Source organism: Mycobacterium sp. NGS34 (genome assembly GCF_059812845.1).
In genome coordinates this window covers 61,944-84,908 of the sequence record NZ_JCALDM010000014.1, presented here as the reverse complement: position 1 = coordinate 84,908, position 22,965 = coordinate 61,944, and the positions used below count along the sequence as shown (strand labels likewise).

The window sequence follows — 22,965 nt, the reverse complement described above, 5'->3', positions numbered from 1 at the left end:
TATCGGACAGCTCATCGGATGAAAAGCGGCGTTCGCCTCAAACATTTCCCACAGCTCCGGTTCCTGTAGCACTCACGTGACGGCGCCGGCCGTCTTGAGTTCGATGATGCGGTCCCAATCGAGTCCGATTTCCACCAGGATTTCGTCGGTCTGCTCGGCGAATCCGGGCGCCGGGCCGGTGTGCGGCGCCGCGACATCGAACTGGACCGGGTTGGCGACCAGGTCGAGTTCGCCTGCGCGAACCAGGTACTCGTTGGCCCGGATTTGGGCGTCGTCGACCGCCTGCAAGGTGTCCTGCACGGGCGCCCATGGACCGGCGAGCGTGGCAAAGCGTTCGCTCCACTCGGCAAGAGTGCGGGTTGCGATCACCTTGGTCAAGATCTCGACGGCTTCCGGTGTATTCGCGGCGATTTTTTCGACAGTGGCGAATCGGGGATCGTCGGCCAGCTCCGGCAGCTCGACGTGCCGGCAAACGTCGGCCCAGAACTTGGTGGGCTGCATCATCACGAAGGAGATGTAGCGTCCGTCGGACGTGGTGTACAAGCCGACCAACGGGTTGTTGGGCGCACCATGCACCCCGGGCGGCGGCGCTTCCATCCGCTGTCCCAGATGCTTGGTCAACGCCACCGTGTGCCCCATCGCCCAGAAGCCACTGCCCAGCAGCGACACGTCGACGACCGACGGTTCGCCGGTGCGTTCGCGTTTGAGTAGCGCCGCCGCGATGCCGCCGGCGAGGTTGGTGCCGGAGATGGTGTCGCCGTAGGCCGGGCCGGGGGGCGCGATCATGCCGGGCATTCCCGCCGGGGTGATCGTCGCGGCGGTTCCGGCCCTGCACCAGAACGCGGTCATGTCGTAGCCGCCCTTTTCCGACTCGGGACCGCGCGGACCGAGCGCGCTCCCGCGGGCGTAGACGATTTTCGGGTTGACCGTACGAATGTCCTCGACGTCGATGCCGAACTTCTTCCGGTGAGCGGGAAGAAAACTGGTCAAGAACACATCGGACCGGCGGGCCAGCTCGTAAAGCACCTCTTTGCCCTCGGGCACCGACATGTCGAGTCCGATGCTGCGCTTGCCGCGGTTGGCGTGTTCGATGTTCGGGTTCGGGTCGCCCTCGACGCGCAACATGCCGGTCTGCCGGAGCCCGCGTTGCGGGTCGCCCGTCACGGCGTGCTCGACCTTGACCACGTCGGCGCCCCACTCGGCGAGCACGGCGCCCGCCGACGGGACGAACCCGTACATGGCGACCTCCAGGACGCGGATCCCCTCCAGCGGCCTCATGCGGGCGCCCCCACGACGGGAACCGCAAAAGTCTTGCTCTCCAAGAACTCCTCCATCCCGGCGACGCCCATCTCGCGGCCGACACCGGACTGCTTGAAGCCCCCGAACGGGCTGTCGGCGGCGAAGTAGTTGCCGCCGTTGATGGAGAACGATCCGCTGCGGATCCGGCGCGCGACCGCCAGCGCACGGTCCTGGTCGCGGCTGAAGACCGCGCCGGCCAGTCCGTAGACCGAGTTGTTGGCGATGCGCACCGCGTCGTCGTCGTCGTCGAATGCGATGACCACCAGCACCGGCCCGAAGACCTCGTCCTGGGCGATCTCGCTGTCGGGGTCGACGTTGGTGAGCAGCGTGGGCGCATAGAAGTAGCCGGGGTCCAGCCGCTTGCCGCCGGTGACCAGGGTCGCGCCCGCGGCGACGGCCCGCTGGACCATGCCGTCGACCTTGTCGCGCTGGCGCTCGTTGATGAGCGGGCCCATGAGTGTCTTCGGGTCGGCGGGGTCGCCGTGGCGCACCTTGGCGAAGTTCTGGGCGATCAGCTCGACGATCTCGTCGTGGTGCGACTTGGGCACCAACAGCCGGGACGTGAGCGCGCAGCCCTGCCCGGCGTGGGTGACCATGCTGAACGCCGCGAACAAGCTCGCGTTCGCGAAGTCGGCGTCGTCGAGCATGATCACCGCCGACTTGCCACCCAGCTCCAAAAAGACGCGTTTGACGGTCTCGCTCGCGGCGGCCATGATCTTGCGCCCGACCGGGGTGGATCCGGTGAAGGTGACGACGTCGACGTCGGGGCTGGTGGTCAGCGCGACCCCGACGGCCGCGTCTGACGAGGTAAGGACGTTCACCACGCCGGCCGGGATATCGGTGTGGTTGGCGATCAGCTCGCCGAGCGCCAGCGTGACCAGCGGGGTGTCCGGCGCCCCCTTGAGCACGACGGTGCATCCGGCGGCCAGCGCCGGGGCCAGCTTGGCGAGGGCGAGCTGGTTCGGATAGTTGTAGGCGATGATGGCGGCCACCACGCCCGCGGCTTCCTTCTCCACCCAGCGGTGATGAAGCATGCCCCGCGATTCGATCTCGCCGAGGTCTTCGGAGAACTGGTAGGTGCGCAGCAGGTCGGCGTAGAAGCGCACGATCTTGATCGGGTCGTCGAGCTGAGCGCCGTGGGTGAGCGCCCGGGTCGCGCCGACCTCGGCGATGGTGAGCTCGCGAAGCTCGTCGGCGTGCTCGACCAGCGCCGCATGCAACTGGTCGAGGCAACGGATCCGCAACTCGACGTCGGTCGACCAGCTGGTCGTGTCGAACGCGTGCCGGGCCGCCGCGATCGCCGCGTCGGCCTGCCCGACACCGGCATCCGGCGCGTGCCCGATGACGGCACCGGTGGCGGGGTTGATCGAGGGGAAGGTCTTGTCGGCGGTGACGAGCCGGCCGTCAATTAGCAGTCGGCGATCGACCTGTGACTCGGGCGCGGCATCCGCGATCGTCTTCGCGGTGGTCTCTGCCGTGTCCTGCACTGGCATCGCCTACTCCCTCATGTGGTGGCGGTCACGAAAATTTCATTCTCTTCCCCGGCGAATCTTACATTCGGGTCTCGAAAATTCAAGAAAGTCTCAGGAATGAGACCGGGCCGCCGACCAGCGGCGTTGTTGCGCATGTGTCGCAGTGGCGGGCCTCTCGGCGCAGGCCGTGCGCGGTTTCGCGATCATGTTGCATGCCGCTTCGCGGCGAGAGTAAGGTTCTCATAAATGTAAGGGAGATTCTTTGTGACTGAGACGCCCGCGTTTGGAGACGAGGTCTGGACGTGAAGACCGCGGTGGTCACCGGTGGCGGGTCCGGCATCGGTCAAGCGGTCGCGCAACGCCTGCGCGCCGACGGTCTCGACGTCGCCACCATCGACCTGCGGCCGTCGGAAGCCGATTTCGCCTTCACCGCCGACGTCACCGACCGGCCACAGGTGGATGCCGCGCTGGCGGCTATCCGCGCCCAGCTGGGGCCGGTGACAATCTTGGTCAACGCCGCCGGCCTGGACGGCTTCAAGCGCTTCGCCAACATCAGCTTCGAGGAGTGGCGGCGGGTGGTCGACGTCAACCTCAACGGCGTCTTCCACGTGACCCAGGCGGTGCTGCCCGACATGGTCGAGGCCGGGTGGGGACGGATCGTCAACATCTCGTCGTCGAGCACCCATTCCGGGGCGCCGTACATGAGCCACTACGTGGCGGCCAAGTCGGCGGTCAACGGCCTCACCAAGTCGCTGGCCCTCGAGTACGGGCCCAACGGCATCACCGTGAACGCCGTGCCGCCGGGGTTCATCGACACCCCGATGCTGCGCGCTGCGGAACAAAAGGGACACCTCGGCGACATCGAGGCGACCATCGCCCGCACGCCGGTGCGCCGGATGGGCAGGCCGGAAGACATCGCCGCGGCGTGCGCCTTCCTGATCTCCGAGGAAGCCGGCTACATCACCGGCCAGATCTTGGGCGTCAACGGCGGCCGGAACACCTGAGCATCGACACAAAAGGAGTGAGTGTGGGAGACGGCGCACCCGGGCGCGTTGAAGGAAAGGTCGCCTTCGTCACCGGCGCGGCGCGCGGGCAGGGCCGCAGCCACGCGGTGCGGCTGGCCGAGGAGGGCGCCGACATCATCGCCGTCGACCTGTGCCGTGACATCGACACCATCGGTTACCCCATGGCGGCGCCCGAGGACCTCGAGGAGACCGCCCGGCTCATCGAAAAGACCGGCCAGGGCGCCCTGATCGCCCAGGCCGACGTGCGCGACGCCGGGCAACTGAGCGCGGCCCTGGAACGCGGCGTCGCCGAGTTCGGCCGGCTCGACATCGTGGTGGCGCAGGCCGGCGTCGCCGGCATGAAGGGCCGGCCGCCCCTGCAGGCGTGGTGCGACGTCATCAACACCAACCTGATCGGAACCATCAACGCCATCCAGGTCGCGCTGCCACATCTGGGCCAGGGCGCCTCGATCGTGGCCACCGGATCCACCGCCGCGCTGATGGACACGGCCAAGAAGGACAACCCCGGCACCGACCCGGGCGGCATGGCCTACATCCACTCCAAGCGGGCGCTGTCGCATTACGTCCACGACCTGGCAACCGAGCTGGCGCCCTTGGGGATTCGCGCCAACGTGATTCACCCGACCAACACCAACACCCCGATGCTGCAGAGCGAACCGATGTACCGCTCGTTCAGGCCGGACCTCGAACACCCGACCCGCGCCGACGCCGAGCCGGTTTTCGGCGTGCAGCAGGCGATGAAGATTCCCTACGTCGAACCCGAGGACATCAGCAACGCCGTCCTGTGGTTGGCGTCCGACGAGGCCCGCTACGTCACCGGCGTGCAGTTGCGCGTCGATGCCGGCGGCTACCTCAAGTGGTATGACTACGACAATTGAGCCGCAAGGAGACACCGTGAAGGTCTGGGTTGATCCGGAACGCTGCCAGGGCCACACCCTTTGCGCGATGATCGCGCCGGATTCGTTCCAGCTCAGCGACATCGACGGCAGTTCGTCGGCGATCGACGAGGTGGTGCCGGCCGACAAAGAGGACCAGGTCCGCGAAGCCGCCCACTCCTGCCCCGAGCAGGCCATCGTCATCACGGATGAAACGTAAAGGGAGACAGTGTCTTGAGCGTCGACGACAGCGTTGATGACAAAGTCAGCGACAGCGACCGTAAGCGGAACCGGTATCACTTCGACCGGCACTCCGCCGATTACCGGGCGCGGTTCAAGGACGTCACCGAGGAGATGCACGCCCGGTGCCCGATGGCCTGGAGCGACACGTACGGCGGGCATTGGGTGGCGGCCGGCAGCCACGAGGTCTTCGAGCTCGCCCGCTGCCCGGCGGTCTCCAACGATCACGACGTGAACAACGAACGCCGTGGCTACAAAGGCATTTCGATCCCGACGGCCAGCCGCATCAACGGCATTCGGGGCGGCATCCTCGAGATGGACAACCCCGAGCACAAAACCTACCGAGCCGTGCTGAACCCCTACCTGTCGCCGGCCGCGGTCAAGCGCTGGGAACCTTTCATCGACGACGTGACGCGCGCCTGCCTCGACGACAAGATCGAGGAAGGCCGCATCGACTTCGTCGACGACCTGGCGAACGTCGTGCCGGCGGTGCTGACGCTGGCGATGATGGGCATCCCGCTGAAGAACTGGCAGATGTACAGCGAGCCGACCCACGCCGCGGTGTACACCCCGGAGCATTCCCCGGACATCCAACGGGTCACCGAGATGCACCGGCAGATGGGGATCGACCTGATCAACAACATGATCGAGATTCGGGAGAATCCGCGGCCCGGCCTGGTCAACGCCCTGCTCGAAATGCGCATCGACGGTGAGCCCGCGCCCGACCTGGAGATCATCGGCAACCTCGGGCTGATCATCGGTGGCGGCTTCGACACCACCACGGCGCTGACCGCCCATTCGCTGGAATGGCTTTCGCAGAATCCCGATCAGCGCGAGCTGCTCAGCAGGCAGCGCGACACGCTGCTCGATGCCGCGACCGAAGAGTTCCTGCGGTACTTCACCCCCGCCCCCGGCGACGGCCGGACCTTCTCCGACGACGTCGAGCTCGACGGCACCAGCTTCAAAGAGGGCGAGCGGCTGTGGATTTCGTGGGCGATGGCGAACCGCGACCCCGCGGTGTTCCAGGACCCGGACGAGATCATCCTCGACCGCAAAGGCAACCGGCACTTCAGCTTTGGGCTCGGCGTTCACCGCTGCGCCGGATCGAACGTGGCGCGCACGGTGTTCAAGTCAATGCTGACCGCGGTGCTCGACCGGATGCCCGACTACGCGTGCGACCCCGAGGGGACGGTCCACTACGAGACCATCGGCGTCATCCAGGGGATGCGGAAACTGCCGGCCACCTTCTCCCCCGGCCGCCGGGTTGGCGCCGGCCTGGACGAGACGCTGGAAAAACTGCAACGCGTCTGCGACGAGCAAGAGCTGGCCCGGCCGATCACCGAGCGTAAGGACGCCGCCGTCATCGACTAGGTGGGCCTGACGCCGTTCCTTCTCGCGGGCAGACACTCAGCGTTGGGGCCGCGGGCTCCAAGAATTCGTAGAGGCTTCGTAGAGGCCGACATTTGATCCTTCTCTCACAAGCGCCGATCACTGGCCGCCGGGAGGAGGAATAACGATGCAGCTCCTGAGTAACCACATCTCGTTGATGCACGGCTGGGTGCCGATCACGGTCGACGCCGCCACCGCGATCGCGCTGGGGCTGGCCGTCGGGCGGCGATCACGCCGTTGGCTCCTGCTGTGGCTGCCGCTGGCCACCGTGGTGGGCGGCGTGGCGGCCGCCGGGGCGCACTGGTACATCGGCGGTATCGCAACCGACCCGGCTCCGGGCGCGCTGTATGTGTGGATCGCGCTTGCCGGAACGGCCGCGGCCGTCCTGATCCTGGGCTGGCGCGGTGCACGCTGGTGGCGGCGCGTCGTGTCGCTCGTGTGCCTGCCGCTGTGCGTGCTGTGCTCGCTGCTGGTGCTCAACCAGTGGATCGGCTACGTGCAGACGGTGCAGAGCGCGTGGGACCAGTTCACCTCGGCGCCGCTGCCCGGCCAGACCGACAAGGCCACCGTCACCGCGATGGCGGCGAGCGGCACCAAGCCGTCCCGCGGTCGCGTGGTGCCGGTGCAGATCCCTTCCGACGCTTCGCACTTCAAGCACCGCGAGGAACTGGTGTACCTGCCGCCGGCATGGTTCGCGAGCTCTCCGCCGCCGCAGCTGCCGACGGTGATGATGATCGGCGGCATGATCAACACCCCCGCCGACTGGGTGCGCGCCGGCAACGCGGTGGACACCATCGACGCCTTCGCGGCCGCGCACGACGGCAACGCGCCGGTGCTGGTGTTCGTCGACCCGGGCGGCGCGTTCGACAACGACACCGAATGCGTCAACGGAAGCCGCGGCAACGCGGCCGACCACCTGACCAAAGACGTTGTGCCCTACATGGTCGCGAATTTCGGAGTCAGCCCCGACCCGTCGCGCTGGGGCGTCGTGGGCTTCTCGATGGGCGGGACCTGCGCGGTGGATCTGACCGTCATGCACCCCACGCTGTTCAGCACGTTCGTCGACATCGAGGGCGACCTGACCCCGAACACGGGAAGCAAGGCGCAGACCATCGCCAGCTTGTTCAGCGGAAACGCCGACGCGTGGGCGACATTCGACCCGACCACGGTGATCGCCCGGCACGGCCGCTACAACGGCGTGTCCGGTTGGTTCGCGATCACGTCGGGCGGTGCTCCGGCGCCGCATCGAGGCATCACCGTCGTCGACAGCACCGCGATGGCCGTCGCCGGCCGCGCCGCCTCGAGCGACCCGGGCAACCAGGCCGCGGCCGCGGCGTCCCTGTGCGCCCTCGGCCGGGCCAACGGGATCGACTGCGCCGTGGTCGCCCAGCCCGGACGACACGACTGGCCGACCGCCGGCACCGTCTTCGCCACCGCGTTGCCATGGCTGGCCGGCCGGCTGGGAACACCGGAGGTGCCCCGGATTGCGTTGCCCGGCACGGCCGCTGCGGCCCCCGACCACGGCCGAGCGTGAGGCTGGCCGCACGCTCGGCGCCGAACGTACGGCCCGCGGCACCTTCGGCGGACAGACCTAGCCGCGGGGCAGGCCGAGCACTCGCTGCGCGATGATGTTGCGCTGGATCTCCGAGGTGCCCCCGGCGATGGTGCCGGAAAAGCTTCGGGCATAACGCTCGAACCAGCTGGCGAAATAGTGGTCCAGGTTCATGTGCGCGTACGGGCCGGTCTGCCCGGGGTGGATCAGCCCATCGGATCCCGCGGACGTCAGCGCGAGCTCCATGCCGCGCAGCTCCGCCTCGGACCCGAGCAGCTTGAGCACCGAGATCGCGGCCACGTCGTCTTCGCCGCGCGAGGCGCGCGCCAGCGCAACCGAACCCAACAGGCGCAGCGCCTGCTTGTCCATGATCGTGCTGGCGTACTGGTCGCGCTCGACTTCGGTGCTCGGGCGAAAGTCGTCGATCATGTTGTCGAGCCGGTCGGCGAAACCCAGCCACATCATCGTGCGCTCGTGCCCCAGCGACCCGTTGGCCACCCGCCAGCCCTGGTCGAGCTCCCCCACCAGGTTCTCCGCCGGCACCCGCACATCGGTGAAGAACACCTCGTTGAAATCCAGATCGTCGGCACCGCAGATCGACGGGAACGGCCGGCGCACCAGACCCGGGGTGTCGGTGGGGATGATCAGCACGCTGATTCCCTTGTGCTTGGGCGCATCTGGATTGGTGCGCACGAACGTCAGCAAGACGTCGGCGTCATGGGCGCCCGAGGTCCACACCTTCTGCCCGTTGACCACGAAGTGGTCGCCGTCGAGCACCGCGCGGGTGCGCAGCGACGCCAGGTCGGAGCCCGCGCTGGGTTCGCTCATCCCCAGCGAGGCGGTGATCTCCGCGCGCAGGATCGGCACCGCCCAGCGCCTCTTCTGTTCGTCGCTGCCGAACGACAACAGCGACGCCCCAACGATATTCACGCCCTGCGGGTTGAAGCTGTGATAAATCCGGCGGCGGCTGAGCTCCTCCAGGTAGACGAACTGCTGAATGACCGTCGCGTTGCGACCGCCGAATTCCGGTGGCTGGCTCGGCAGCAGCCAGCCGTTGTCGAAGAGCAGCCGCTGCCAACGGCGCGCCCACTGCGGCATGTGCGACACCGAGCGCGGGCGCTCGAGCGTTTCGCTTGCGTCGGGCAGGTTTTCGTCAAGGAACGCGGCGAACTCGGCCCGGAACGCCTCGACGTCGGAATCAAAAGTCAGCTGCACGGTATTCCTCTGCGATCCGCGCCCGGTGTTGCGCGGCGCCGCCGAGCATCAGCTCACCCGCCTTGGCCCGCTTCAGCGCGAACTGCAGGTCGTTCTCCCAGGTGAATCCCATCGCCCCGAAAAGCTGTAAGCCGTGCCGGAATACGAGCGACTGGCACTCCCCCGCCGATGCCTTGGCCATCGCGGCCGCCAGCCGGCGCCGCGGATCGTCGGCCGCGATCGTCAGCGCGGCGAAGTAGGCCAGCGCCCGGGCGCGTTCCACCGCGATGTGCATGTCGGCGGCCTTGTGCTGCACGGCCTGGAACGAGCCGATCGGCACACCGAACTGCTGCCGGCTGCGGACGTGGTCGAGGACGAGGTCGAGGATGCGTTGGCAGGCGCCCACCATCGTGATCGCCATGCCCGTCAGCGCGACGTGCTCGGCGCGTTCAGCGTCGACGGTGAGCCGGGCGCTGTCGGGCACCCGGACTTCGCCGAATGACAAGTCGGCGACGTGCAGGACCGGGTCGAACACCGCGGAGCGGCGGGCGGACACCTGGTTGGCCGCGACGACGAACACGCCGGCGTCGGTCACCACCGCCAACCGGTCGACGCGATCGCCGTCGAGGACGTGGCGTGCCGTGCCGTCCAGTACCCACCCGTCGGCGTCGCGGTGCGCCCATACCCCGCCGTACACCGCGGTTCCGGCCTCGTGCGGGTCGAACCGATCCGCGACCAGCGGGGCGAATTGGCTCATCGTCGCCAGGAACGGGGTGGGGTCGGTCGCGCGCCCCAGCTCCTCGAGCACGATGGCCAGTTCCACGGCGCTCTCGGAGTCGTTCAGCTCCGTCCAGCCCTGGTCGACGTAGGACTTCCAGAGCGGGCTCGGGTCGACGCCGTCCTCGGCCACGCTGCGCACCAGCGACGGCGGGCACTGCTTGGCGACGGCGTCGCGAACGGTCTGCTGCCACAGCCGCTGATCAGCATCGAACTCCAACAGCATCCGGGCCGCCTCCTGTCGTCACCGCTTTCGCGAGAATAGCATTCTCTATCTCGGAAGTAATAATCTCGGAAAGCGGCTACGTGGTGTCCGGATGGCCTAGACGGCACCCAGCAGCTGGTCGGCCGGCGCGTCCCAGCGATCGAGGTTGACGAACTCCGAAAGCGGGCGACGGCGCAGCGTCCCGTGCCTGCCCTTGGGCCACCCGACCACGACGTGGCCGGCGACCAACCAGTCCTCGGGTATGCCGATGGCTTCGCGCAGCGGCCGCTCGCCACCGTACGAAGCCCAGCTGGTCAGGCACGCCCCCAAACCTTGGGCGCGCGCGGCCAGCAGGAAGTTCTGCATGGCGGGGAAGATCGAGCCGCCCAGCAACAGCTCGGACGCGGTCGGGTAGTGCTGCTGGGCGAAGAGGACCGACGTGAATTCGCCCGCACGATCGTGCAATTCGTAGGTGGCGCGGTACGTGCGGGCGCGGCGGCTGTTGTCGTCGTCGGCGGGCCGGCTCATCCCGTAGACGGGTTCGATCACCTCGAGGGCGTGGGCGGCCGCATTGGCCACGACGGCCCGCTGCTCGGGCGAGCGCAGCACGACGAACCGCCAGCCCTGCGCGTTGGCGCCCGACGGAGCCCACCTCGCCGCCTCGAGGCAGCGCGCCAGCGTCGCATCGTCGACCGGCTCGTCGGTGAATCGCCGAATCGTCCGGGCGGTCGCCATGACTTCCCAGACGTCGTTGCTTGCACCCGTCATTGCGTCTCCTCGGGGCTGGGCTGCTACACAAGGTCTATCAGGAGCACCTCGCGTTAAGGAGAAGACCAGTGGATGGCGAAACGTACCAGCGGGGCCTCGAGATCCGCTCTGCCGTGCTCGGCGAGGCGTATGTCAACCAAGCGTTGGCAGAAGCGGACGACTTCACCAAGCCACTGCAAGACCTCGTCACCGAGTATTGCTGGGGCGCGGTCTGGGGACGTGACGGACTGGCCCTCAAGACCCGCAGCATGCTCAACCTGGCCATGATTTCGGTCCTGAACCGCCCCAACGAATTACGGACGCACGTCAAGGCGGCGCTGACCAACGGCGTGACGCGCGACGAAATCCGGGAGATATTCCTCCAGGTCGCCATCTACGCCGGCGTGCCGGCCGCCGTCGACAGCTTTCGCATCGCGCGAGAGGCGTTCGCCGAAGTGGACGAGGGCTAGGGGTTGGCCATGGAGCTCGGTTTCATCGGGCTGGGGAACATGGGCTTTCCCATGGCGCGCCGCCTCATCCAACAAGGCCACGACGTCGTCGCCTTTGACACCAACGGCGCGGCGCTCGAGCGCCTCGTCGCCGTCGGGGCGCGCGCCGCGGACTCGTCGAAACAGGTCGGCGATCGGGTCGAGACGGTCATGGCCAGCCTCCCGACGCCGGTCGCGTCGGTCGCCGTGGCCACCGGTGCTGAAGGAGTGATCGAGGGTTGTCGCGTCAGGCGCTATGTCGATCTCTCGACCGTCGGTAGCCGAACGGCCGTGCGCGTGCACGATCTGCTGGCACAGCGGAACATCGTCGCGATCGACTGCCCCGTCAGCGGTGGTGTCGGCGGAGCCGAACGGGGCTCGCTCGCGCTCATGGTGTCCGGACCGCGCGACGAATTCGACGCCATACGAACCGCTCTCGAGGCGATCGGGCGTCCGTACTACATCGGGGAGAAACCCGGCTCGGCGCAAACGATGAAGCTCGCCAACAACATCTTGGCGGCCAACGTTCTGGTCGCGACGGCGGAGGTCGTCGTGATGGGCGTGCAGGCCGGTCTCGATCCGGGCGTGATGATCGAGGTACTCAACGCGGGTTCGGGCGCGACAAGCGCGAGCCGCGACAAGTTCCCCCGCGCGATCCTGCCGCGCACCTTCGACTACGGCTTCGCCACCGGGCTGATGGTCAAAGACGTGCGGCTGTATCTCGACGAGGTGAAAGCGCTCGGCGCACCGGCCGACGTCGCCGAAACGGTGGGCCGGCTCTGGGAGGCCGCCGCGATCGAGGAAGGCCCGGATTCCGATTTCACTTCGGTGATCAAACCGTTCGAGCGGGCCGCCGGCGTCACCGTGGGCCCGGTGGGACCGCCGTCACCCTAACCGATTCGTTCGTGAATCCCGTTGGGCGGCCAGCCGAAAAGCCAGGCCGCCAGCAGGAAGCACAGGGCGCCGAAGAACGTGCCGACGTTGGCCCAGACGAGGCTGACGTCGGCCCCCGAGCGCAACACCAGCGCGCCCACGGCCGAGGCGAGAAACAGCACGGAGCCCGCGAAGTTGAGGAAGGCGATGCGCTGCGAGGCGCTGGGCGCATGGGAGTGCCGCCGGGCCCGGACCTCGGGAACGATCGCGATGGCCGAGGAGACCAGGAACGCGACGGAGCCGACCATGTCGGGCACCCACACGTCGACGTCGATGAGCTCCGGGCGCGCGCCGATGGTTACCGCGGCGTCCACCGTGTTGATGTTGAACAGCACCGTCCCGACCAACTGGATCGCCGCGGCCAGCCAATCGCCGGTGCGCGCCCGCAGTGGCAGGGAGTGCCGCTCGGCGTCGGGTAGCTCTCGACGGGCGAGGAGGAGCTGGAGGGTCGCGGCGGCCGTGAAGAACACCGCCCCGACGGCGTAGGTCACCGCCGAGAGCAGCGGCGGTAAAGCGCGTAGCAGCGAAAGAAGGACACCGAGCGCGAACAGCGCCGCGCCGATCACGAACAGCAGGCCGGTCCAGCGCTCCATGGACGCGTGCACGGCCCTCACCCGGCGATCACGCGACGGATCGTACCGTCCGCGGGAGGGCGGCTTCGGCACTTGGCATGCACCGGTCGGCTCGGCCGACACGAGGGAGAATGCTATTATCCTTATTCAAGAACGCTACTTACCCGAATGATCGCGAAATCCGTGGCTACCAGGGCCGATGATTAACCGAAATGCTTACCGGAAACACCGTTGATTGGCGACCGACGAGAATGTTAGTTTATCTATCAGATGCCCTCATCGGGCTCACTTTTGCTTCCCGAGCCGAGGGACGGCTTACGTGATCGAACACGCTGACGGAACCCGCACGCCGGTGATCGACGCGAGCGTGCACATCTTCTTCCCGTCCAACAAGGACCTGCGTTCCGTCCTGCGCGAGCCTTTCAAGAGCCGCGGTTTCCCCGACTACGAGATGGACTGGTACGGCGCGCCGGGCGGCGAATACGCGCCGAACACCGAGGGGCCGGACCGCGAGTACCCGGGTTCGGATCCGGAATTCGTTGCCAACGAACTGTTTTCAAAGCGCGGCGTGGACATCGCGATCCTGCACCCGATGGGACGCGGCATCATGCCCGACCGTCACCTGGGCACCGCGCTGCACGCCGCCCACAACGAGATGATGGTGTCGCGCTGGCTGGACTCCGCCGAGTTCGGCGAGCGCTTCCGCGGCACGATCCGGGTGAATCCCGACGACATCGCCGGCGCCCTGCGCGAGATCGAAAAGTGGCGTGCCCACCCGCGCGTCGTGCAGATCGGTGTCCCGCTGCAGTCCCGCGAGCTGTACGGCAAACCCCAGTTCTGGCCACTCTGGGAGGCCGCCGCCGACGCGGGCCTGCCGGTGGCCGTGCACATCGAAACGGGCGAGGGCATCGGCTTTCCCCCGACGCCGTCCGGGCACACCCTGACCTACGAGCAGTACGTCAGCTTCATGGCGCTGAACTACCTGTATCACCTGATGAACATGATCGCCGAGGGTGTGTTCGAGCGCCTGGGGCACCTGAAGTTCGTCTGGGCCGACGGCGCCGCGGACTTCCTCACGCCGTTCATCTGGCGGATGGACACCTTCGGCCGGCCGCACCTGGAACAGACGCCGTGGGCGCCGAGAATCCCCAGCGACTACATCCCCGGCCACGTGTATTTCGTGCAGGGCAGCCTCGACGGTCCGCCCGACAGCGACTTCGCGGGCGAGTGGTTCGGCTTCACCGGCAAGGAAGACATGGTGATGTTCGGCTCCAGCTACCCGCACTGGCAGAACAACGACGTCCGCGGGCTGCCGGCATCGCTGTCCGCCGAACAGCGCGACAAGCTGTGCTGGCGCAACGCGGCCGACCTGTACGGAATCGACATTTCTGTCGACCTGGCAGCGGGCTAGTCGCAGAATAGGGACAAGGGAGATTGAGGAGACAGAGATGACGCTGACTCACATCCACGAACGGGTTCCCGCGGCCGAGCGCATCGCCGTCCGGTGCGTCGACTCCGACATCCACCCCGTACCCAGGCGCGGCGAGCTGACCCAGTACATCCCGGAGCCGTGGCGCAGCAAGTTCTTCCTCGACCACAAGGTCGGTGAGCTCATCTATTACGACGCGCCGGACTACGCGCACACGTTCGCGATGCGCGCCGACACCTTCCCGCCCGACGGCGAGTTCGCCTGCAGCGACCCGGACATGGCGTTCCGGCAACTGATCATGCAAGCCGGTTCGGACATCGCCATCCTCGAACCCGGTGGGCGCACCCCGCGCCTGGCCGAGGCGCACCAGGCGTTCTCGACCGCCCTGAACCACTGGCAGGCGAACCACTGGCTCGACAGCCACAACAACTGGCACGAGCGCTGGCGCGGATCGATCTGCGCGGCGATCGAGGACCCCGACGGGGCGGCGCGCGAGATCGAGACGTGGGCCGGCCATCCGTACATGGCGCAGATCCTGATCAAGGCCGAGCCGCGGCCGTCCTGGGGCCACCCGAAGTACAACCCGATCTGGGAGGCCGCCACCAAGCACGACATCACGGTCAGCTGCCACCTGTCGCGCAGCAACTACGAGATGCTGCCGACGCCGCCGGTCGGCCTGCCCAGCTACAACCACGATTTCATGGTGACCTACTCGCTGCTGGCCGCGAACCAGGTGATGAGCCTGATCTTCGACGGCGTCTTCGACCGGTTCCCGACGCTGCGCATCGTGTTCGTCGAGCACGCGTTTTCCTGGATCCTGCCGCTGATGTGGCGGATGGACGCGCTCTACGAGGCCCGCAAGTCGCGGGTGGACATCAAGCGCAAGCCGTCGGAGTACGTCAAGGAACACATCAAGTTCACCACACAGCCGCTGGACTACCCGGAAGACAAGACCGAGTTGACCCGCGCCCTGGAGTGGATGGAGTGCGACAAGATCCTGCTGTTCTCCTCGGACTATCCGCACTGGACGTTCGACGACCCCCGCTGGTTGGTCAAGCACCTGCCCAAGGCGGCCCGCGACGCGGTGATGTTCAAGAACGGGATCGCGACGTACCACCTTCCGGAGACCGTGCCGGTCCTCGAGGGCCAGACCCGGGTCTACTGAGTTGGCGTCTGAACAGGAAGGGGCAACCACCAGGCCGCCCCAGCCCCGCCTCGCGCAGGGCCGCGAGCACGTCGTGGCGACCGTGGACGAAATCCCGCCCGGCAGCCACAAACTGGTGCCGATAGGGCGGCACGGCGTCGGCGTCTACAACGTCAACGGCTCCTTCTACGCCATCGCGAACTACTGCCCGCACCAGGGCGGTCCGCTGTGCTCGGGACGCGCCCGCGGCCGCACCATCGTCGACGAGACCGCCGCCGGCGACGCCGTCATGGTGCGCGACCTGGAGTTCATCTACTGCCCCTGGCACCAATGGGGTTTCGAGCTGGCGACCGGCACCACCGCGGTCAAGCCGGAGTGGAGCATCCGCACCTATCCGGTGCGAGTCGTCGGCAACGACGTTCTGGTGATGGCGTGACGCGACGGGAGCATCTGTGTCGACATTCGAGGTGAATGGCGGAAACGTTGTCTACGAAATCCTCGGCGACACGGGCGATCTCATTGCGCTGACACCGGGCGGCCGGTTCAGCAAGGAGATCGAGGGCCTGCGCCCGCTGGCCGATGCGCTGGCGGCCGGGGGCTACCGGGTGCTGCTGTGGGACCGACCCAACTGCGGGGCCTCGGACGTGCAGTTCTACGGGCAGAGCGAGTCGCACATGCGGGCCGAGACGCTGCACAAGCTGGTGACGGGGCTGGGCTTCGAGCGCTGCATCCTCGCCGGAGGCTCCGGCGGCGCAAGGGATTCCATGCTCACGACGATGCTCTACCCCGAGATGGTCACCAAGCTCGTGGTGTGGAACATCGTCGGCGGCATCTACGGCACGTTCGTGCTGGGCTCCTTCTACATCATCCCGAGCATTCTCGCGGTGCGCGGCACCGGGATGGACGGCGTGGTGAAGGTGCAGGAATGGCGCGAGCGCATCGAGCAGAACCCGGCCAACAAGCAGCGGTTCCTCGACTTCGACAAAGACGAGTTTCTCAAGGTCATGCTGCGCTGGCTCAACGCGTTCGTCTCCAAGCCCGGACAGACGATCCCGGGTGTCGAGGACGAGATGTTCGACCGAATCAAGGTCCCCACGTTGATCATTCGTGGCGGCGAGAACGACATGGACCACCCCAAACGGACGTCGCTGGAGGTCAGCTGCCTGATCAAGGGCTCCAAGCTGATCGACCCGCCCTGGCCGGAGGACGCCTGGGAGCGGGCGTCCGAGGACCGCGCGGCGGGCAGGGTGTCGCACTTCAACATGTTCGACACCTGGGTGCAGGCCGCCCCCGCGATCCTCGAATTCCTGGGCTCCTGATGCGTTTACCCGGTGCGGATGTGAACCTCGCAATTGAGCGACGCCTCGAGGGCCGTGTGGATCCGGCTTTCCGGAACGCGCTCCAGGTCGGCCTCGCGCAGGGTCACGTAGACGATGTCGAAGCCCTCGTCGCCGGGCGTGCGGACGACCTCGCCGACGAGCCCGAACGCGGACAGCACGCCGTGCGCGTCGTCGTCGGTCCCCCGGCTGATGAACGTGACCACGCCGGCCACCGGCGCGGTACCGAACGCTTTGGCGCACAGCTCAACTCCGACGCGCTTGACGGTGTCGGCGTCGTCGCCGGCGACGAGCACCTCCACCTCGCGGCGGCCGGCCGGCATGGCCGAAAGATTGTTCTCGACGACTTCCAAGCCCCGCTCGCCGGCAAGCCCGAGGAGTGCGGTCATGCCCTGTCCTAGCTGTTGGGCCGTGAGCACGCCGGCAGGATCCACGTTGACGCGCACTACCGCGGTTCGCATGTGCGCCAGACTAACGATGGGGAGCTAGGCGATGGATATCACCGTCACCACCTGGCCCGGGTGTCCGGCACGGCTGCTGGGCGATCCGCCCGCATCGACGAGGGAAGACTACGCGGCCTACCTCGAACTCGGCGGCTATCGTCCGCTCGCCGACCCCGACGGACTGCTCGGCGAAGTCGAACGCAGCGGGCTGCAGGGCCGGGGCGGCGCGGCCTTTCCGATGGCGGTGAAGCTGCGCGCCGTGCGCGACAACGGGCGCGCCGCGGGCGGCTCGGTCGTCGTCGCCAACGGCGAGGAGGGCGAACCCGCCTCGATCAAGGATCGGTGGCTGCTGCGGCACCGGCCGCACCTGGTCCTCGACGGGCTGCGGCTGGCCGCGGCGATGGTTTCCGCCGACCGCTCCTACGTCTACCTGTCCGACGCAGAGTCGGCCCGCAGTGTGGCGGCCGCGCTCGCGGAGCACGCGCCCGGCGACATCGCGATCGAGATGGTCAACGTCGCACCGGGGTACATCGCCGGCGAGGAGACCGCGGTCACCCGCGCGATCAACGGCGGACCGGTCAAGCCAACGGACAAGCCGCCGAGGCCATTTCAGCAGGGCGTCGACGGGCGGCCCACGCTGGTGAGCAACGTGGAGACCCTGGCCAACCTGCCCTACCTGCAGCGGCACGGCTCCGGGGAGTTCCGCTCGCTGGGCACCCCGTCCTCCCCCGGCACCTTCCTGGTGACCCTGACCGGCGCCGGCCGGCCACCGGGCCTCTACGAGGTTCCGCACGGACTGCCGTTCGCCGATCTGCTTGCCCTGCACGGTGTTTCGCCGGATCGCGTGCAAGGCGCGCTGCTGGGCGGCTACTTCGCCGGGCTGCTCAACCGCGGCGTGCTGGACACCACGTTGGACCACGAGACGTTCCGTGGCCTCGGCAGCGGACTGGGCTGCGGAGCGATCGCGGTGATCGCCGACGACTGCCCGGTGGCGGTCGCCGCGTCCGTGCTGGCCTACTTCGACCGCGAAAACGCGGGCCAATGCGGTTCGTGCTTCAACGGCACCGCCGCGATGGCCGCCGCCGCGGGGGCGCTCCGCGATGGCGCCGCCACCCCCGAGGATCTCGACCGGCTGCGTCACTGGTCGGTGACGCTGCGCGGGCGCGGAGCCTGCGCCACGCTGGACGCCGCGACGAACGTGGCCGCCAGCATGCTCGACCAGTTTCCGCAGGCGGTGGCGCAGCATCTCGACGGCGCCTGTGAACCGTGCCGCGCCAACGTGTTCAGCGCCGGGCGCCCCTACGAGGTGGAGGCGGTGAGCTACGCGTGAGCGGGGGCATGAGAATCCACCTGGACCGCACCCTGTGCGACGGCTTCGGCATCTGCGCCAAGCACGCGCCCGAATACTTCTCGCTCGACGACTGGGGTTATGCGTGCCTGATCGGGGATGGCACGGTGCCCGAGGCCGACCGGGACGCGGTCATGCGCGCCCTGATGGACTGCCCGGTGCACGCCATCATGGAAATGGATGAACGCCGGCCGGATGACGTGCCGCCGCAACCGAGCACCGACGAGGACCCGGCCGCGCACGTCAAGACCGAGGCGAACGAAGCCGAATGGGGTTTCACGCGTTGACCGGTCGCCCGCTGCCGCAGATCACGCAGGAAAACGAATTCTTCTGGACTTCGGGCGCCGACGGCACCCTGCGACTGCAGGCATGCAAGAGCTGCGACTCGCTGATCCATCCGCCGGCGCCGGTGTGCCGCTACTGCCGATCCCGGGACATCGGTGTGCGGGCCGTGTCCGGCCGGGCGACGCTCGCCGGGTTCACCGTCAACGAGCGGTTCAGCCTGCCGGGGCTGGCGGCGCCCTACGTCATCGCCCAGGTGGCCATCGCCGAGGACCCGCGCGTGCGCCTGACGACCAATATCGTTGAGTGCGAACCGGATCGGCTCGAGCTCGGTCAGCAGGTGGAGGTCGTCTTCGAGCAGGTCGAGGACGTCTGGTTTCCGCTGTTCCGGCCGGTTCCCGATGCCGAACCCGCAGCCCTGCCATCCGACGAGATCGCGCCCGAGCGGTTCGGCGAACACGTGCAACCCATGCTGACGGCGGAGAAGTTCGAGGACAAGGTCGCCCTCACCGGCATCGGCATGTCGCCGATCGGCCGCCGCCTGATGCAGCTGCCGCTGGCCCTGACGGTGCAGGCGTGCGAGGCGGCGATCGCCGACGCCGGCTTGACGTATGCCGACATCGACGGCCTGTCCACCTACCCCGGCGCGTTGACGGTCGCTGGCATGGGGGAGGGCGGCGTCACCGCCTTGGAGGCCGCGCTGGGCATCCGGCCGACATGGCACAACGGCGCGATGGAGACGTTCGGCCCGGGCGGCTCGGTGATCGCCGCGATGCTCGCCGTCGCCTGCGGCCTGGCCCGTCATGTGCTGTGCTTCCGGACGCTGTGGGAAGCCACCCACGGCGAGCTGATGAAGCAGGGCAAAATCGCCCCCTCGATGGGCCGAATGTCGGGGTGGCAGATGCCATTCGGCGCCACCTCGGCCGCCCACACGCTGGCGATGAACGCGCAGCGGCACTTCCACCGTTACGGCACAACGAAAGAGACGCTGGGCTGGATCGCCCTGAACCAGCGCGCCAACGCCGAACTCAACCCGACGGCCATCTATCGCACCCCGATGACGATGGACGACTACCTGGGCGCGCGTCCCATCACCACGCCGTTCGGGCTGTACGACTGCGACGTGCCGTGCGACGGCGCGATCGCCGTCATCGTCTCGGCCGTCGACGCCGCCCGCGACCTGGCCAAGCCGCCCGTCCTGGTGGAGGCGGTCGGCACCCAGATCGTCGAGCGACTCGATTGGGACCAAAGCACTTTGACGCATGAGCCACAGGTGCTGGGCCAGGCCGCGCATGTGTGGACCCGCACCTCGTTGCGGCCCACCGATGTCGACGTCGCCGAACTCTACGACGGGTTTTCCTTCAACTGCCTGTCCTGGATCGAGGCGCTGGGATTCTGCGGCATCGGTGAGGCCAAGGAATTCCTGGACGGCGGCAAGAACATCGCGCGCGACGGGCAATTGCCGCTCAACACCCACGGCGGCCAACTGTCGCACGGCCGCACCCACGGCATGGGCCTGCTGCATGAAGCGGTCAGCCAGCTGCGCGGCGAGGCCGGCGACCGGCAGGTCGCCGACGCCCGCGTCGGCGTGGTCAGCAGCGGCGGCCTCACCCCCAGCGGGGTTCTCCTACTGCGGGCCCCGGAATGAGGCGAGCATGAGCCAAGCCGCGCCACGTCCCCGGTTGGTGATCGCCGACGGCGTGCCCATGTCGGCGATCGTCTGTGAAGCGGAGCAGCCCAGGGCCGTGATCGTGGCCATCCACGGCGGCGGCACCACCGCGTTGTATTTCGACTGCCCCGGCCACCCGTCATATTCGCTGTTGCGAACGGGCGCCGAGGCCGGGTTCACCGTGGTGGCCCTCGATCGGCCCGGCTACGGCAGCTCCGCGCCTTATCCCGAAGCGATGGCCTCCGGCGAGCAGCGGGTCAACCTCGCCTACGGGGCGGTGGAGCGCATCCTCGGCGAACGACCGCGTGGCGCAGGCGTATTCGTGTGGGGCCACTCCGGCGGCTGCGAGCTGACGATGCGAATGGCCGCCGACGCGCGCGGGGCCGACCTGCTCGGCATCGAACTGGCCGGCACTGGTCGGCACTACCACCCCGCGGCCAAGGAAATACTGAAGACCGCCACCCGCGAACGCCGCCCGCCCGGCATGCGAGACCTGCTGTGGAGCCCCGCGGAGCTGTATCCGCCCGAAGTCCTCGGCGGCGCAACGGTTTCCCCCTCGGCGCCGGCCTATGAGGACCAGATGGTGTCGGACTGGGCCCGGCAAACCTTTCCGGAGCTTGCGCCCGCCGTTCGCGTTCCCGTGCACTTCAGCATCGCCGAGCACGAGAAGGTCTGGCAGGCCGATGATGCGGCGGTGACCCAGATCAGTGCGCTGTTCTCCGGGGCGCCGCGGTTCGTCGTACATCGTCAATCTGACGCCGGGCACAACATCAGCCTCGGCCACTCCGCCCCCGAGTATCACGCGAAAGTCTTTGCGTTCGTGGAGGAATGCGTGGCCGCGGGTCCACACGAAGAAGAATCCGATTTGGAGGCGGGATGAAAGTCGGATTCATCGGGCTGGGCAGTCAGGGCGGCCCCATGGCGCGCCGGATCGTCGAGGGCGGCTACGCGACGACGCTGTGGGCGCGCCGTCCCGCGTCGCTGGAACCTTTCGCCGACACCCCGGCCGAGATCGCCGCGACTCCGGCCGAGCTGGCCGCGGCGAGCGATCTCGTCTGCCTCTGCGTCGTCGGCGACGCCGACATCGAGGAACTCACCGGCGGTGAGGACGGGCTGCTGGCGGCGATGAAACCGGGCAGCGTCATCGCGATACACAGCACCGTGCACCCCGACACCTGCCGCGAGCTCGCGAAAAATGCTGAATCTCATGGTGTTTCGGTCATCGACGCGCCAGTGAGCGGCGGTGGCGGGGCGGCGGCGGAAGGTCGCCTGCTGGTGATGGTCGGCGGCGACACCGAGGTCGTCGAGCGCTGCCGCCCGGTCTTCGAAACCTACGCCGACCCCGTCGTTCACCTCGGCGACCTGGGTTCGGGGCAAACCACCAAGCTGCTCAACAACCTGCTGTTCACCGCGAACCTGGGCACGGCGGCCGCCACCCTTTCGCTAGCCAACGAGCTCGGCGTCGCCCCGGATCGACTCGTCGAGGTCGTCTCGCGCGGCAGCGCAAACAGCTTCGCGCTCAACGCCCTTGGCGGGGTCGGCGGCCTGGATCGCCTGGCCCCGCTGGCGGGGACGCTGCTGCAGAAGGACGTCCGGTTGATCGTCGAGCTCGCCGAGCGGGCCGCGGCCGGCGGGGGCGCCGTGCTCGACGCGGCCGACGCCACCCTGACCCTGATGGGGCATCCCCGATGAAAGGCACCCGATGAAGGTCGGCTTCATTGGCGCGGGCCGGATGGGGCGCCCCATGGTGGTCCGGCTCATCGACGCCGGCCACAACGTCCGGGCAATGGCCCGCACGGACGAACAGCGCCGCGATCTCGCGTGGCTCGGCGCCGACGCCGTCGGCGACGCGGGCGAGCTCGGTCCGTGGGCCGACATCGTGGTCGTCTGCGTGTTCACCGACGAACAAGTGCGCCAGGTCTGCCTGGACGGAGCCCTGCTGCGAACGATGCGGCCGGGTTCCACGCTGGTCGTGCACACCACCGCAAGCCCGAAGACGATCGAGGCCATCGCGGCCCGCGCCGACGACGTCGGCGTGCTCGACGCCCCGGTCAGTGGCGGCCCGCACGACGTCGCCGCCGGAGGGCTGACCCTCTTCGTCGGCGGCGCCGCCGACACGGTGGACCGAGCGCGAACGGTGCTGGGCTGCTACGGCGACCCCATCCTGCACGTCGGGCCGATCGGCGCCGGCCAGAAGGTGAAGCTGGTCAACAACGCGCTGTTCGCCGGCCATATCGGGCTGCTCGCGGAGGCCGTCCGGCTGGGCGAGAGCGTGGGCGTCCCGCAGTCGGCGCTGCTGGCTGCCCTGCCCCACGGCAGCGCCGCCAGCCGGGTGCTGGACATCGTCGCCGCCCGGGGCTCCGTCGGCTCGTTCGTCGAGGTAGTGGGCGAATTCGTCGCCAAGGACGTGGCGGTGGTGCGTGGCATCGCCGCGGAACTGGGCGGCGACCTGGGCGCCCTGGGCCAGGTCATCAATGCCGTAGAGGTCGGCGGGAAGGTCTGACGTAGTGGTGTTTTGGTCTTTTCGCGGCGTCACGAAACCGCT

24 protein-coding genes are annotated in these 22,965 nt (G+C 68.1%); 17 read left to right on the top strand and 7 right to left on the bottom strand.

Annotated elements, in window-relative coordinates:
* Positions 1 to 72: 72 nt before the first annotated feature.
* Both AC5Y7V_RS25790 and AC5Y7V_RS25785 read right to left on the bottom strand, forming a co-directional pair.
* A complete protein-coding gene (locus tag AC5Y7V_RS25790; protein ID WP_499882879.1) occupies positions 73 to 1,278 on the bottom strand; it encodes a CaiB/BaiF CoA transferase family protein in 1,206 nt (401 codons plus the stop codon).
* Positions 1,275 to 2,792, bottom strand: coding sequence for an aldehyde dehydrogenase family protein (locus AC5Y7V_RS25785; RefSeq protein WP_499882878.1), 1,518 nt, complete (start codon positions 2,790 to 2,792; stop codon positions 1,275 to 1,277). Before AC5Y7V_RS25785 ends, AC5Y7V_RS25790 begins: the two co-directional genes overlap by 4 nt.
* A gap of 281 nt (positions 2,793 to 3,073) precedes the next feature.
* Here AC5Y7V_RS25785 and AC5Y7V_RS25780 point away from each other — a divergent pair, with 281 nt between their 5' ends.
* The 5 genes from AC5Y7V_RS25780 to AC5Y7V_RS25760 all read left to right on the top strand — a co-directional run bounded on the left by AC5Y7V_RS25780 (position 3,074) and on the right by AC5Y7V_RS25760 (position 7,834).
* A complete protein-coding gene (locus AC5Y7V_RS25780; RefSeq protein ID WP_499882877.1) occupies positions 3,074 to 3,775 on the top strand; it encodes an SDR family NAD(P)-dependent oxidoreductase in 702 nt (233 codons plus the stop codon).
* Positions 3,776 to 3,798: 23 nt separating this feature from the next.
* On the top strand, positions 3,799 to 4,674 hold the full coding sequence (locus tag AC5Y7V_RS25775) for a mycofactocin-coupled SDR family oxidoreductase (protein WP_499882876.1): 876 nt from the start codon (positions 3,799 to 3,801) through the stop codon (positions 4,672 to 4,674).
* Between the two features lie 16 nt (positions 4,675 to 4,690).
* Positions 4,691 to 4,891, top strand: coding sequence for a ferredoxin (locus AC5Y7V_RS25770; protein WP_499882875.1), 201 nt, complete (start codon positions 4,691 to 4,693; stop codon positions 4,889 to 4,891).
* Between the two features lie 134 nt (positions 4,892 to 5,025).
* Positions 5,026 to 6,282: a cytochrome P450 gene (locus tag AC5Y7V_RS25765; protein ID WP_499882936.1), complete on the top strand. Its 1,257-nt coding sequence runs from the start codon at positions 5,026 to 5,028 to the stop codon at positions 6,280 to 6,282.
* 145 nt (positions 6,283 to 6,427) lie between these two features.
* Positions 6,428 to 7,834: an alpha/beta hydrolase gene (locus AC5Y7V_RS25760; RefSeq protein WP_499882874.1), complete on the top strand. Its 1,407-nt coding sequence runs from the start codon at positions 6,428 to 6,430 to the stop codon at positions 7,832 to 7,834.
* A gap of 57 nt (positions 7,835 to 7,891) precedes the next feature.
* On the opposite strand, the gene AC5Y7V_RS25755 is transcribed toward AC5Y7V_RS25760, so the two are convergent.
* The 3 genes from AC5Y7V_RS25755 to AC5Y7V_RS25745 all read right to left on the bottom strand — a co-directional run bounded on the left by AC5Y7V_RS25755 (position 7,892) and on the right by AC5Y7V_RS25745 (position 10,796).
* Positions 7,892 to 9,067, bottom strand: coding sequence for an acyl-CoA dehydrogenase family protein (locus tag AC5Y7V_RS25755; protein ID WP_499882873.1), 1,176 nt, complete (start codon positions 9,065 to 9,067; stop codon positions 7,892 to 7,894).
* Positions 9,051 to 10,049 carry an acyl-CoA dehydrogenase family protein gene (locus AC5Y7V_RS25750; protein WP_499882872.1) on the bottom strand — a complete coding sequence of 333 codons (999 nt, stop codon included), beginning with the start codon at positions 10,047 to 10,049 and terminating at the stop codon, positions 9,051 to 9,053. The genes AC5Y7V_RS25755 and AC5Y7V_RS25750 overlap by 17 nt, the downstream gene beginning before the upstream one ends.
* Before the next feature lie 96 nt (positions 10,050 to 10,145).
* Positions 10,146 to 10,796 (bottom strand): nitroreductase family protein, encoded by a 651-nt coding sequence (locus AC5Y7V_RS25745; protein ID WP_499882871.1) that lies wholly within the window; start codon positions 10,794 to 10,796, stop codon positions 10,146 to 10,148.
* A gap of 68 nt (positions 10,797 to 10,864) precedes the next feature.
* Between AC5Y7V_RS25745 and AC5Y7V_RS25740 the strand changes: the two genes are divergently transcribed.
* A complete protein-coding gene (locus tag AC5Y7V_RS25740) occupies positions 10,865 to 11,245 on the top strand; it encodes a carboxymuconolactone decarboxylase family protein (protein WP_499882870.1) in 381 nt (126 codons plus the stop codon).
* Positions 11,246 to 11,254: 9 nt separating this feature from the next.
* Entirely contained in the window at positions 11,255 to 12,157 is a 903-nt protein-coding gene (locus AC5Y7V_RS25735; protein WP_499882869.1) for an NAD(P)-dependent oxidoreductase, read from the top strand.
* Here the strand turns inward: AC5Y7V_RS25735 and AC5Y7V_RS25730 are convergent.
* A complete protein-coding gene (locus AC5Y7V_RS25730; protein WP_499882868.1) occupies positions 12,154 to 12,810 on the bottom strand; it encodes a hypothetical protein in 657 nt (218 codons plus the stop codon). The genes AC5Y7V_RS25735 and AC5Y7V_RS25730 overlap by 4 nt on opposite strands.
* A 277-nt stretch (positions 12,811 to 13,087) precedes the next feature.
* Between AC5Y7V_RS25730 and AC5Y7V_RS25725 the strand changes: the two genes are divergently transcribed.
* From AC5Y7V_RS25725 to AC5Y7V_RS25710, 4 genes are read left to right on the top strand one after another with little or no spacing between them, the layout of a single operon-like run.
* Positions 13,088 to 14,179 (top strand): amidohydrolase family protein, encoded by a 1,092-nt coding sequence (locus AC5Y7V_RS25725; RefSeq protein WP_499882867.1) that lies wholly within the window; start codon positions 13,088 to 13,090, stop codon positions 14,177 to 14,179.
* A gap of 37 nt (positions 14,180 to 14,216) precedes the next feature.
* Positions 14,217 to 15,362, top strand: coding sequence for an amidohydrolase family protein (locus AC5Y7V_RS25720; RefSeq protein WP_499882866.1), 1,146 nt, complete (start codon positions 14,217 to 14,219; stop codon positions 15,360 to 15,362).
* Between the two features lies 1 nt (position 15,363).
* Positions 15,364 to 15,777 (top strand): Rieske (2Fe-2S) protein, encoded by a 414-nt coding sequence (locus tag AC5Y7V_RS25715; RefSeq protein ID WP_499882865.1) that lies wholly within the window; start codon positions 15,364 to 15,366, stop codon positions 15,775 to 15,777.
* Positions 15,778 to 15,793: 16 nt separating this feature from the next.
* On the top strand, positions 15,794 to 16,660 hold the full coding sequence (locus tag AC5Y7V_RS25710) for an alpha/beta fold hydrolase (RefSeq protein ID WP_499882864.1): 867 nt from the start codon (positions 15,794 to 15,796) through the stop codon (positions 16,658 to 16,660).
* Between the two features lie 5 nt (positions 16,661 to 16,665).
* On the opposite strand, the gene AC5Y7V_RS25705 is transcribed toward AC5Y7V_RS25710, so the two are convergent.
* Entirely contained in the window at positions 16,666 to 17,139 is a 474-nt protein-coding gene (locus AC5Y7V_RS25705) for a hypothetical protein (RefSeq protein ID WP_499882863.1), read from the bottom strand.
* Positions 17,140 to 17,170: 31 nt separating this feature from the next.
* Between AC5Y7V_RS25705 and AC5Y7V_RS25700 the strand changes: the two genes are divergently transcribed.
* From AC5Y7V_RS25700 to AC5Y7V_RS25675, 6 genes are read left to right on the top strand one after another with little or no spacing between them, the layout of a single operon-like run.
* Positions 17,171 to 18,451: an NADH-ubiquinone oxidoreductase-F iron-sulfur binding region domain-containing protein gene (locus AC5Y7V_RS25700; protein WP_499882862.1), complete on the top strand. Its 1,281-nt coding sequence runs from the start codon at positions 17,171 to 17,173 to the stop codon at positions 18,449 to 18,451.
* Positions 18,452 to 18,459: 8 nt separating this feature from the next.
* On the top strand, positions 18,460 to 18,756 hold the full coding sequence (locus AC5Y7V_RS25695; protein WP_499882861.1) for a ferredoxin: 297 nt from the start codon (positions 18,460 to 18,462) through the stop codon (positions 18,754 to 18,756).
* A complete protein-coding gene (locus AC5Y7V_RS25690; RefSeq protein WP_499882860.1) occupies positions 18,738 to 20,399 on the top strand; it encodes a thiolase C-terminal domain-containing protein in 1,662 nt (553 codons plus the stop codon). The genes AC5Y7V_RS25695 and AC5Y7V_RS25690 overlap by 19 nt, the downstream gene beginning before the upstream one ends.
* A 7-nt stretch (positions 20,400 to 20,406) precedes the next feature.
* Positions 20,407 to 21,300, top strand: coding sequence for an alpha/beta hydrolase (locus AC5Y7V_RS25685; protein ID WP_499882859.1), 894 nt, complete (start codon positions 20,407 to 20,409; stop codon positions 21,298 to 21,300).
* Entirely contained in the window at positions 21,297 to 22,112 is an 816-nt protein-coding gene (locus AC5Y7V_RS25680; RefSeq protein WP_499882858.1) for an NAD(P)-dependent oxidoreductase, read from the top strand. Before AC5Y7V_RS25685 ends, AC5Y7V_RS25680 begins: the two co-directional genes overlap by 4 nt.
* A gap of 10 nt (positions 22,113 to 22,122) precedes the next feature.
* The gene (locus AC5Y7V_RS25675) at positions 22,123 to 22,923 is read left to right on the top strand and encodes an NAD(P)-dependent oxidoreductase (RefSeq protein ID WP_499882857.1); all 801 of its coding nucleotides are present in this window, start codon (positions 22,123 to 22,125) and stop codon (positions 22,921 to 22,923) included.
* Positions 22,924 to 22,965 lie beyond the last annotated feature (42 nt).

Bases quoted from the DNA above. Each gene is read 5' to 3' on its own strand.
- AC5Y7V_RS25790 (WP_499882879.1), bottom strand. From the start codon at position 1,278: ATGAGGCCGCTGGAGGGGATCCGCGTCCTGGAGGTCGCCATGTACGGG.
- AC5Y7V_RS25785 (WP_499882878.1), bottom strand. From the start codon at position 2,792: ATGCCAGTGCAGGACACGGCAGAGACCACCGCGAAGACGATCGCGGAT.
- AC5Y7V_RS25765 (WP_499882936.1), top strand. From the start codon at position 5,026: ATGCACGCCCGGTGCCCGATGGCCTGGAGCGACACGTACGGCGGGCAT.
- AC5Y7V_RS25760 (WP_499882874.1), top strand. From the start codon at position 6,428: ATGCAGCTCCTGAGTAACCACATCTCGTTGATGCACGGCTGGGTGCCG.
- AC5Y7V_RS25750 (WP_499882872.1), bottom strand. From the start codon at position 10,049: ATGCTGTTGGAGTTCGATGCTGATCAGCGGCTGTGGCAGCAGACCGTT.
- AC5Y7V_RS25745 (WP_499882871.1), bottom strand. From the start codon at position 10,796: ATGACGGGTGCAAGCAACGACGTCTGGGAAGTCATGGCGACCGCCCGG.
- AC5Y7V_RS25735 (WP_499882869.1), top strand. From the start codon at position 11,255: ATGGAGCTCGGTTTCATCGGGCTGGGGAACATGGGCTTTCCCATGGCG.
- AC5Y7V_RS25720 (WP_499882866.1), top strand. From the start codon at position 14,217: ATGACGCTGACTCACATCCACGAACGGGTTCCCGCGGCCGAGCGCATC.
- AC5Y7V_RS25705 (WP_499882863.1), bottom strand. From the start codon at position 17,139: ATGCGAACCGCGGTAGTGCGCGTCAACGTGGATCCTGCCGGCGTGCTC.
- AC5Y7V_RS25700 (WP_499882862.1), top strand. From the start codon at position 17,171: ATGGATATCACCGTCACCACCTGGCCCGGGTGTCCGGCACGGCTGCTG.
- AC5Y7V_RS25695 (WP_499882861.1), top strand. From the start codon at position 18,460: ATGAGAATCCACCTGGACCGCACCCTGTGCGACGGCTTCGGCATCTGC.
- AC5Y7V_RS25690 (WP_499882860.1), top strand. From the start codon at position 18,738: ATGGGGTTTCACGCGTTGACCGGTCGCCCGCTGCCGCAGATCACGCAG.
- AC5Y7V_RS25685 (WP_499882859.1), top strand. From the start codon at position 20,407: ATGAGCCAAGCCGCGCCACGTCCCCGGTTGGTGATCGCCGACGGCGTG.
- AC5Y7V_RS25680 (WP_499882858.1), top strand. From the start codon at position 21,297: ATGAAAGTCGGATTCATCGGGCTGGGCAGTCAGGGCGGCCCCATGGCG.
- AC5Y7V_RS25675 (WP_499882857.1), top strand. From the start codon at position 22,123: ATGAAGGTCGGCTTCATTGGCGCGGGCCGGATGGGGCGCCCCATGGTG.